Origin of the sequence: Halomonas sp., assembly GCF_041689495.1 — a bacterium.
GTDB lineage: Bacteria > Pseudomonadota > Gammaproteobacteria > Pseudomonadales > Halomonadaceae > Halomonas.
In genome coordinates this window covers 1-10,380 of record NZ_JBDNGD010000049.1, presented here as the reverse complement: position 1 = coordinate 10,380, position 10,380 = coordinate 1, and the positions used below count along the sequence as shown (strand labels likewise).

General features: G+C 62.9%; 9 protein-coding genes and 1 riboswitch. Of the genes, 5 read left to right on the top strand and 4 right to left on the bottom strand.

Annotated elements, in window-relative coordinates:
• On the top strand, positions 1-455 hold a 455-nt coding region (locus tag ACESMD_RS01625; RefSeq protein ID WP_372609707.1), incomplete at its 5' end, for a TRAP transporter large permease subunit.
• A 99-nt stretch (positions 456-554) separates the two neighbouring features.
• Here ACESMD_RS01625 and metF read toward each other — a convergent pair.
• Positions 555-1,397 (bottom strand): methylenetetrahydrofolate reductase [NAD(P)H], encoded by an 843-nt coding sequence (gene metF / locus ACESMD_RS01620; RefSeq protein WP_372609705.1) that lies wholly within the window; start codon positions 1,395-1,397, stop codon positions 555-557.
• Positions 1,398-1,558: 161 nt separating this feature from the next.
• On the opposite strand from metF, the gene ACESMD_RS01615 reads away from it, so the two are divergent.
• Entirely contained in the window at positions 1,559-2,494 is a 936-nt protein-coding gene (locus ACESMD_RS01615; RefSeq protein WP_372609703.1) for an AEC family transporter, read from the top strand.
• A 66-nt stretch (positions 2,495-2,560) separates the two neighbouring features.
• Here ACESMD_RS01615 and ahcY read toward each other — a convergent pair whose 3' ends face one another.
• Together ahcY and metK are read right to left on the bottom strand one after the other, a co-directional pair.
• On the bottom strand, positions 2,561-3,952 hold the full coding sequence (ahcY, locus tag ACESMD_RS01610) for an adenosylhomocysteinase (protein WP_372609709.1): 1,392 nt from the start codon (positions 3,950-3,952) through the stop codon (positions 2,561-2,563).
• A gap of 34 nt (positions 3,953-3,986) precedes the next feature.
• Positions 3,987-4,085, bottom strand: a riboswitch (S-adenosyl-L-homocysteine riboswitch).
• 105 nt (positions 4,086-4,190) lie between these two features.
• A complete protein-coding gene (metK, locus tag ACESMD_RS01605; RefSeq protein WP_372609701.1) occupies positions 4,191-5,411 on the bottom strand; it encodes a methionine adenosyltransferase in 1,221 nt (406 codons plus the stop codon).
• A gap of 286 nt (positions 5,412-5,697) precedes the next feature.
• On the opposite strand from metK, the gene tkt reads away from it, so the two are divergent.
• Positions 5,698-7,713, top strand: coding sequence for a transketolase (gene tkt / locus ACESMD_RS01600; RefSeq protein WP_372609699.1), 2,016 nt, complete (start codon positions 5,698-5,700; stop codon positions 7,711-7,713).
• 95 nt (positions 7,714-7,808) lie between these two features.
• Here tkt and ACESMD_RS01595 read toward each other — a convergent pair whose 3' ends face one another.
• Positions 7,809-8,861 (bottom strand): class I fructose-bisphosphate aldolase, encoded by a 1,053-nt coding sequence (locus tag ACESMD_RS01595; protein WP_372609697.1) that lies wholly within the window; start codon positions 8,859-8,861, stop codon positions 7,809-7,811.
• 389 nt (positions 8,862-9,250) lie between these two features.
• Here ACESMD_RS01595 and ACESMD_RS01590 point away from each other — a divergent pair, with 389 nt between their 5' ends.
• Together ACESMD_RS01590 and ACESMD_RS01585 are read left to right on the top strand one after the other, a co-directional pair.
• Positions 9,251-9,700 carry an LrgB family protein gene (locus tag ACESMD_RS01590; RefSeq protein WP_372609695.1) on the top strand — a complete coding sequence of 150 codons (450 nt, stop codon included), beginning with the start codon at positions 9,251-9,253 and terminating at the stop codon, positions 9,698-9,700.
• Positions 9,701-9,746: 46 nt separating this feature from the next.
• Positions 9,747-10,380: type I glyceraldehyde-3-phosphate dehydrogenase (locus ACESMD_RS01585; RefSeq protein ID WP_372609693.1), on the top strand; the 634-nt coding region annotated here is incomplete at its 3' end.

Sequence of the window (10,380 nt, the reverse complement as noted above, 5' to 3'; positions counted from 1 at the left end):
GCATCCAGCCCCTGGTGGCACACTTCTTCGTCTTCTACTTCGCCGTGGTCTCGGCGATCACCCCGCCGGTGGCCCTGGCCTCCTATGCGGCAGCGGGCATCTCCGGTGCCAACGCCATGGGAACCTCGGTGGCGTCGTTCAAGATCGGTCTGGCGGCCTTCATCGTCCCCTTCATGTTCTTCTATAGCCCAGCCATGCTGATGGAAGGTTCCTGGATACAGATCCTGCGGGTAGGGGTCACCGCCACCCTGGGTATCGTGCTGCTGTCCGGGATGGTACAGGCCTGGTTCTTCGGGCCCGTGAAGGCCTGGACACGTATCCTCATGCTGATCGGGGCGATATTCATGATCTATGGCGGCATCTATACCGACCTCGCCGGCCTGGCGATCGGCGTTGCCATCTTCATGATGCAGCGTCGGCTGCATGGCAAGGCCAGCGCGCCCGCCTCGGGCTGATGCCAACAGCGGCCACAGCCGTCCGTAACCGCGACGAGGAGCCCCGCCAATGGCGGGGCTCCTTGCATGGGCGGATCATGATGACCGGCGAGGAGCCTCTCAGGCGGAGATATTATCCAAGATCCTGAGTGTCGGCGCGGCCTGGTTGAGGGTATAGAAGTGGATGCCCGGTGCCCCGCCATCAAGCAGTCGCTGGCAGAGTCGCGACACGGTATCTTCACCGAAGGCGGCGATGGCTTCGCTGTCGTCGCCATAGGCCTCGAGCTGCTTGCGTATCCAGCGCGGGATCTCGGCCCCACAGGCATCCGAGAAACGCGCCAGCTTGGCATAGTTGGTGATCGGCATGATCCCGGGCACGATGGGCGCCTCGACACCGAGCGCCCGGGCCCTGTCGACGAAATGGAAATAGGCGTCGGCATTGAAGAAATACTGAGTGATGGCGAGGTTTGCCCCGGCCTTTATCTTGCGGGCGAAGTTCTCCAGGTCCCTGTCCAGGTTAGGCGCCTGGGGATGGCTCTCGGGATAGGCCGCCACGGCGATCTCGAAGTGGTCACCGGCCTCCTCGCGGATGAATTCGACGAGCTCATTGGCATAGCGCAGCTCACCGATGCCACCCATGCCCGAGGGCAGGTCACCGCGCAGGGCCACCAGGCTGTCGATTCCCTCCTCGCGGTAGCGTGCGAGCAAGTCCCGCAGGTTGGCCTTCTCGCTACCGATGCAGGAGAGATGCGGGGCCGTGGTGATGCCTGACCGGCGTACCTGGCGAACCGTCTGCAGGGTTCGATCCTGGGTGGAACCGCCAGCACCGTAGGTCACCGAGAAGAAGCGTGGCTTGCGCTCGGCCAGGGCATCACGGACCCCGTTCAGCTTGTCCCGTCCGGCATCGGTATTAGGGGGAAAGAATTCGAAGCTGATGCTCAGCGGATGGTCCTGCGTACTCATCGAATCACCTCATGAAAATCATGCATTTTGACGGTATTGTGGCGGCACTTGGGGGGGACGACCAATGAAAGTTCCGTCATGCTGTATCGATCTGCTTCACGTTGCCGCGACCACAGCGTGATCTCCTTCCGGTGACCCCTGATTTGACACAAGGACGTCAGATGACCGCCATCGAACCCGATACCCTGATGGGACCGCTCTGGACCCTGCTGGCCTTCGTCGCCCTGGGTTGGCTGGCCAGTCGGCGCCTGGCCATCGACCCGCGTCCCATTGCCACCCTGCTGATCTACCTGATCGCCCCGCTTACCTTCTTCCGCGCCCTGACACTCGGTGGCCCCACCCCGAGTTACCTGCTGCTCACCCTCGCCTTGTTCACCGCCTCCAGCCTGGTCGCCCTGATCTTCCACCGCCTGGCACGTCATTTCTTCGCCCCGGAGGAGAGTGCCGTGCTGGCCTTTTCCTCGGGCACGGGTAACACCGGCTATTTCGGCCTGCCGGTGGCCATGGTGCTGCTGCCGCCCAAAGGCGTCACCTTCTACCTGTTCTGCGTGCTGGGGGTGACCCTCTACGAGTTCACCGTGGGCTTCTATCTGAGCGCTCGCGGACAGTTCTCGGCACGCCAGAGCCTGGTGAAGATCCTTCGCTTGCCGCTCGTCTATGCCTTCCTCGCGGCGCTGATGGCCAGCGGCCTTGGCGTGGAAATACCGGCTGCGGTAATCGATGGCATGGCCGTGTTTCCGGCGACCTATACCCTGTTGGGCATGATGATCATCGGCATGACATTGGGTCGGGTATCGATCAGGGAAGTCGACGGGCGTTTCATCGGCGCCTGCGTGGCGATCCGCTACGGCCTCTGGCCAATGCTGGCCCTGGGCGCGGTCGCCGGTCTCCAGGCACTCTTCGAGGTGCCCGCCGAACTGGTGGTGGCGCTGCTGCTGGTCGGGGTGGTCCCGATGGCCGCCAACGTGGTGGTGGTGGCCATGGAACTCGGCATCGCCCCCGGGAAGGGCGCCCTGGCGGTGCTGATCACCACCCTGGCCGCCCCTCTGGTGATCCCGCTCTACCTGACGGGCATGATGCGGCTGGCCGGGCTATGAGACTGACCAGGACATGACGCCGGATGCGCCTTCGGCTTATCCGACCTACATGCCTGACCACGGGACTCAGTAGCGGTAGGCATCCGGCTTGAAGGGCCCTTCCACCGGCACCCCGGTGTAATCGGCCTGATCCCCCGTCATGCGTGTGATGACCCCACCGAAACCCTCCACCATGTAGCGGGCCACTTCTTCGTCGAGGTGGCGCGGCAGCAAGGTGACGCACAGCGCCGCCTGTTGCTGGTGGCCTGGCAGGTCAGCAAAGCCCTGCTGGAAGAGATGGATCTGCGCCAGCACCTGGTTGGCGAAGGAGCCATCCATGATCCGCGACGGATGACCCGTGGCGTTGCCCAGGTTCACCAGGCGCCCTTCGGAGAGCAGGATCAGGTAATCGCCACTTTCGGGGTCGAAGTTGCCTGGCGTGCTGTCGCGGTAGACCTTGTGCACCTGAGGCTTGATTTCTTCCCAGTGCCACTGGCGACGCATGTGGGCGGTATCGATCTCGTTGTCGAAGTGACCGATGTTGCAGACCACGGCGCCCTTCTTCAGCGACTGCAGCATGGCGGCATCGCAGGCATCAACATTGCCGGTACAGGTCACCACCAGGTCGATCTTCTGGAACAGGGCGCGATCGATGCTGTCGATTCCCCGGTTGACACCATCGGCATAGGCAGAAACCACCTCGAAGCCATCCATGCAGGCCTGCATGGCACAGATCGGGTCGATCTCGGTGACCTTGACGATCATGCCTTCCTGGCGAAGGGAAGCCGCCGAGCCCTTGCCGACATCGCCATAGCCCACCACCAACGCCTGCTTGCCGGCGAGGAGGTGATCGATACCACGCTTGATGGCATCGTTCAATGAATGGCGACAACCGTACTTGTTGTCGTTCTTCGACTTGGTCACGGCGTCATTGACATTGATTGCCGGAATCTTGAGGATGCCGTCGCGCAGCATTTCCTGCAGGCGGTGAACGCCCGTAGTGGTCTCCTCGGAAATCCCGTGGATGGCACCCAGCAATTCCGGATGCTTTTCATGCATAAGCGCCGTCAGGTCGCCCCCATCGTCGAGAACCATATTGGGTGTCCAGCCATCGGGGCCTTCCACCGTCTGTTCGATGCACCACCAGAACTCCTCATCGGTCTCGCCCTTCCAGGCGAACACCGGGATATCGGCGGCGGCAATCGCGGCGGCGGCCTGATCCTGGGTGGAGAAGATGTTGCAGGACGACCAGCGCACCGAGGCCCCAAGGTCGATCAGCGTCTCGATCAGCACGGCGGTCTGGATGGTCATGTGGATACAACCGGCGATCCGCGCGCCCTTCAGGGGCTGCTCGGCGTGATACTTGTCGCGGATCTTCATCAGGGCCGGCATCTCGGTCTCGGCGATGCGGATCTCGCGACGGCCCCAATCGGCCAGGGTGATGTCAGCGACCTTGAAGTCTTCAGTGATGACGGTCATGGAAGCCAGTTGGCTCATGGTTCTACTCCATTCCAGGGAATGGGCGCCGTTGCCTGTATTCCACTCTGTCCGAGCCTCGTGCTCCTCCTGGCAACCCAGCCAAGGAACAAGCACTGCAGCGCCCCTCGAACAGCAGCAACTCAACCGTAACGTCTTGTCCAACCGATGCAGATCATAACAACCTGCACCGCATTTAGTTCCCGGCCTTGCCGGATCCTGCAAACCGATACCCGAGGTCCTAGAGACCGGCGGCCCGGCGCAAGGCTTCCGCCCGATCCGTCTTCTCCCAGGGGAAGGCCGTGAAGGTTTCGCTTTGTGCCTTGCCCCGGGAATCTGTCCAGCTATAGGTGTGCTCGAAGGGCTCACGACCGAAGTGGCCATAGGAGGCGGTCAGCTGATACATGGGGTGCAGCAGGTCGAGCATATGAATGATAGCGTTGGGCCGCAGGTCGAAGTGCTCGCGAATCAGGGCGATGATGCGTTCATCATCGATCCGCCCGGTACCGAAGGTGTTGATCGACAGCGAGGTAGGCTCGGCCACGCCGATGGCATAGGACACCTGAATCTCGCACTTGTCGGCCAGACCGGCGGCGACCAGGTTCTTGGCCACGTAGCGCCCGGCGTAGGCGGCGCTGCGATCGACCTTGGAGGGATCCTTGCCGGAGAAGGCGCCGCCGCCATGGCGAGCCATACCGCCATAGGTATCGACGATGATCTTTCGACCCGTGAGGCCACAATCGCCGACGGGGCCGCCGATGACGAATTTCCCGGTCGGATTGATATGATACTTGGTGCTCTCGGTCAGCCATTCACCGGGCAGGATCTGTTCGATGATCTCATGCCTGACAATCTTGCGCAGTTCCCGCTGGTCGATGCTCGGGTCATGCTGGGTCGAGAGGACCACCGCATCGACGCCACTGGGCTTGCCGCTCACATCATAGCGAAAGGTGACCTGGCTCTTGGCATCGGGACGCAGCCAGGGGAGGAGCCCCTGCTTGCGCAGTTCCGACTGGCGCTCCACCAGCCGATGGGCATAGTGGATCGGCGCCGGCATGTAGGAGTCGGTCTCGTTGGTGGCATAGCCGAACATCAGCCCCTGATCACCGGCGCCCTGATCCTCGGGCTCGTCACGGTCGACTCCCTGTGCGATATCGACACTCTGCTTGCCGATCAGGTTGAGCACACCGCAGGTCTGGCCATCGAAGCCGACATCCGAGGAGGTATAGCCGATATCCAGGATGACCCGGCGGACCAGGTCTTCCAGGTCCACCCAGGCGGAGGTGGTGATCTCGCCGGCGATAATGGCCACCCCCGTCTTGACCAGCGTCTCGCAGGCCACCCTGGCATGCTTGTCCCTGGCGATGACGGCATCGAGTACCGCATCGGAGAGCTGGTCGGCGATCTTGTCCGGGTGCCCTTCGGAAACGGATTCGGAGGTAAACAGGGAGTATTCGCTCATGGCTTCCTCAACCTTACTTTGGATCGGCAAGGCGCCGAAGCGCCGCCTTGACATCGTCCTGACCCTTCAAGGGATAACGACAATATTCGGGATGAAGAGTCTACACGCTGACATGCGCACTGGCATCCGCGATTTGATGCGACGGAGCAAGTCGGCGACAATACAGGACTGTTTTTGCACCCGCACCCGACAGGTGGCGGCGCTTCCAGCCAGCCAGTCAAGCACCCCGGACAGCTTCCGCAGGCCCTGAATCGATCTTTTTGCCGCAGCCGAGGAGAGCTACCACATGCCATCCCGATTCGAACTGGCCAACGCCATTCGCGCCCTGTCCATGGACGCCGTCCAGAAGGCCAAGTCAGGCCACCCCGGAGCGCCCATGGGCATGGCCGACATCGCCGAGGTACTGTGGAATGACTACCTGAAGCATAATCCGGAAGACCCGAAGTGGCCCGATCGTGATCGCTTCGTGCTCTCCAACGGTCATGGCTCCATGCTGCTGTATTCCGTACTCCACCTGACCGGTTACGAGCTGGGCCTGGAGGAACTCCAGAACTTCCGCCAGTTGCATTCCAAGACCGCCGGCCACCCGGAATTCGGCTATGCCCCGGGCATCGAGACCACCACCGGGCCGCTGGGCCAGGGACTGGCCAATGCCGTGGGCATGGCCATCGCCGAGAAGACCCTTGCCGCCCAGTTCAATCGACCGGGCCACGCCGTGGTCGACCACCATACCTGGTGCTTCGTCGGTGATGGTTGCCTGATGGAAGGCATCTCCCACGAGGTCGGCTCCCTGGCCGGTACCCAGCAGCTCGGCAAGCTGGTGGTCTTCTACGATGACAACGGCATCTCCATCGACGGCGAGGTCAAGGGCTGGTTCACCGACGATACGGCCAAGCGCTTCGAGGCCTATGGCTGGCATGTGGTACCCAAGGTGGATGGCCACAATCCCGAGGAAATCAAGGCGGCCATCGAGCTGGCCAGGAGCCAGGACGACAAGCCCAGCCTGATCATCTGCAAGACCGTCATCGGTTTTGGCGCCCCCAACAAGCAGGGCAAGGAAGAGGCCCATGGCGCACCCCTGGGCGATGACGAGGTCGCCGCTGCCCGAGAGCAGCTCGACTGGCCCCACGCGCCCTTCCATATCCCCGAGGCCGTCTATCAGGGCTGGGACGCCCGCGAGAAGGGTCATGCCCTCCAGAATGACTGGCAGTCCCGCTTCGCACGCTATCAGAAGGCCCACCCGGAACTGGCCCGGGAGTTACAGCGCCGGGAGAAATGCCTGCTTCCCACCGAGTTCCACAGTGAAGCGATGGTCCAGCAGGCTCAGAAAAAGGGCGAATCCATCGCCTCGCGCAAGGCCTCCCTGAACTGCCTCGACACACTGGGGCCCCAGCTTCCCGAACTGTTGGGCGGCAGCGCCGATCTGGCGCCCTCGAACCTGACCTTCTGGAAGGGGGCCAAGGCCATCACTCCGGGCTCTTCCAGCAACCCCGCTGAGGGCTCTCCGGACGGCAACTACCTGCACTATGGAGTGCGCGAGTTCGGCATGGGGGCGATCATGAACGGCATCGTGCTCCACGGGGGCTTCATCCCCTATGGCGCCACCTTCCTGATCTTCATGGAATACATGCGCAACTCGGTCCGCATGGCGGCGCTGATGGGCAATCGGGCAATCTATGTCTTCACCCATGACTCCATCGGCCTGGGCGAGGATGGCCCCACCCACCAGCCCATCGAGCAACTGACCACGCTGCGCTCCACACCCAACCTCTCGACCTGGCGCCCCTGTGATGCCGTCGAAACCGCCGCCGCCTGGGATGCCGCCATCAAACGCAACTCCGGACCCACTGCCCTGGTGCTGTCCCGCCAGGGCCTGCCCCACCAGGAACGCACCAAGCAGCAACTGGCCAGCATCCAGAATGGGGGCTATGTGCTGAAGGACAGCGAGGGAAAACCCGAGCTGATCCTGATCGCCACCGGATCCGAGGTCGGCCTGGCCATGGACGCCGCTACCGAGCTCGAGTCGCAGGGCCGTGCCGTGCGGGTGGTATCCATGCCGTCGACCTATCGTTTCGACGGCCAGGACGCCGAGTACCGTGAGAGTGTCCTGCCCTCCGATGTCACCGCCCGCCTGGCCATCGAGGCCGGCCATCCCGATCTCTGGTACAAGTACGTCGGTCTGGGCGGCCGCGTCATCGGCATGCAGACGTTCGGGGAATCCGCACCGGCAGGCGACCTCTTCAAGCACTTCGGCTTCACCGTGGAAAATGTCGTGGCCAAGGCCAGGCAACTCATCGGATGATCCAGCACGGGGTCCCATGAGCAAGGGGCACGGCCACTGGCCGTGCCCCTTGCGTTCAGGTGTCGCACTGGATCATCCGATTCTTGCGGCGCGGGTCAGGCGATGGTGACATCCCGGGAGAGATAGACGTCCTGGATGGCATTGAGCAGCTGAACACCCTCCGCCATCGGCTTCTGGAATGCCTTGCGGCCGGAGATCAGGCCCATGCCACCGGCACGCTTGTTGATCACCGCTGTTCGCACCGCCTGGGCCAGATCGCCGGCACCACTCGAGGCGCCCCCGGAGTTGATCAATCCCGCACGCCCCATGTAGCAGTTGGCGACCTGATAGCGGGCCAGGTCGACGGGATGGTCGGAGGTCAGCTCATCGTAGACCTTGTCATGGGTATGCCCGAACCCGACACCTGGGTAGCCACCGTTGGTCTCGGGCAGCTTCTGCTTGACGATGTCGGCCTTGATCGTGGCGGCCAGGTGGATCGCCTGGCCGGTGAGGTCCGAGGCCACATGGTAGTCGGTGCCGTCCTTCTTGAAGGCGGCATTGCGCAGGTAGGCCCAGAGCACCGTGACCATGCCCAGCTGATGGGCCCGCTCGAAGGCCTCGCTGATCTCCACGATCTGGCGACGGCTTTCCGGCGAGCCATAGTAGATGGTCGCCCCCACCGCCACGCAGCCCATCTCGTGGGCCTGTTCGACCTTGGCGAACAACGTCTGGTCGTAGATGGCGGGATAGGTCAGGGATTCGTTGTGATTGAGCTTGAGTATCATCGGAATCCTGTGGGCATAACGCCTCGCCACCGAGCCGAGAACGCCCAGGGTCGAGGCGACACCGTTGCAACCACCCTCGATGGCCAATTCCACGATGTTGCTCGGGTCGAAGTAGATCGGGTTGGGCGCGAAGGATGCCCCGGCGGAATGCTCGACACCCTGATCCACGGGCAGGAAGCTGAGGTAACCGCTACCCGCCAGACGGCCGTGATTGAAGAGCGCCTGCATGTTACGCAGTACACTGGGCCGGCGATCACTGTCGACCATGACTCTGTCGATGAAATCGGCCCCGGGCAGGTGAAGGTGATCCCGGGAAATACCCGTGCAGACATGACCCAGCAGATCCTCTGCCTCCTCGCCCAGCAGCTTGGCGATATCCGTCATCTCGCTATCCTCTCGTTAGGGCGTGACCACGCCCTGCGTTGATGGGTGTCGCGGACCATCCCCCAAGGGTAGCGGAAGACCCCACCTCTTTGACACTGTCTTTGACACTGCAGGCGCAAAGATACGCCCTCCATCGAGCGGGCAAGGCCCCCTGGTAACGTTCACGACGAATCTGCAAACATGTCATTCACCTCCTTCATCAGCAGGTTAGGGTCAAGGGAGCCGATGGAAGCTGACAGGCGCCCTCCAATCTGCAAAATAGGAGCGCTATATCGCGTTTCAAGACCTCCAGGCGAGGTTTTTTGTCTTCGTCTCACAAGGATATTCATGCCGATACTCAACGGGTTTCTCTGGCTGGTCGGCTTCCTGCTTCTAGGGGAGGCCCTGGTGTGGTGGCTATCCCTGCCGTTCTCTCCAGGCGTGGTCGGCCTGCTGGCGCTGACGCTCTGGGCCTGGCCTGGTTGCTCGGTGCCTCACCTGATGTCCTCGCCTCCCTGGCGCCCAAGGCGGTCACGTCGCCCATTGCCCTGGGCATCAACGAGCAACTCGGCGGCGTCATCCCGCTGATGATGGGGGGCCTGCTGGTCACCGGGGTCATGACCACCGCCTTAGTGGGGTTGCTGTCGCGCCCCATGAAGATCCGCGACCCACGGATCCTCGGCTTCGTGCTGGGCTTGAACGGCCATGTGATCGGAACCGTCCGCGCCTTCGAGATCGGCCCCACTGCCGGTGCCTTCGCCTCCCTGGGCATGAGCCTGACCGGCATCTTCAGTGCTCCCATCCTTCCTTCCTCCCACTGGCCTGGCGACTGCTGGGCCTCTAGACAGCAAATGGGATAGAATTCCCGGCAGTCGATTCACCGCTTGGGGAGACACCACCACCGCCATGGCCCACCGCATCGCCATCAATGGTTACGGCCGTATCGGCCAGAGCGTGCTGCGCGCCCTCATCGAGCGTGGCGAGTCGGCGCTCGAAGTGGTGGCCATCAACGAGCTCTCGGACCTGGCCAACATCGCCTACCTGACCCGCTACGACACCACCCACGGCCGATTCCCCGGTCGGGTGGAGGTAGAGGGTGATCGACTGATCGTCAACGGTCAGCCCATCCGGGTGCTTTCCGACCCTGAACCGGACCACCTTCCCTGGCGGGAACTCGACATAGACCTGGTGCTGGAGTGCTCCGGCAGCTTCCGCGACCGCGCCACCGCCGAGCGTCACCTCGCCGCCGGAGCGGGTCGCTTGCTGTTCTCCCAGCCGGCGGAGAGCGACGTGGATGCCACCATCGTCACCGGCATCAACGACCATACCCTCGCCGTGCAACATCGCATCGTCTCGGCGGCCTCCTGCACCACCAACTGCCTGGTCCCGGTGCTCACCGTGCTCGACGAGGCCCTGGGCATAGAACACGGCGTGACCACCACGGTGCACTCGGCGATGAACGACCAGCCGGTGATCGACGCCTACCACCAGACCGACCTGCGCCTGAACCGCTCGGCGATGCACTCCATCGTGCCGGTAG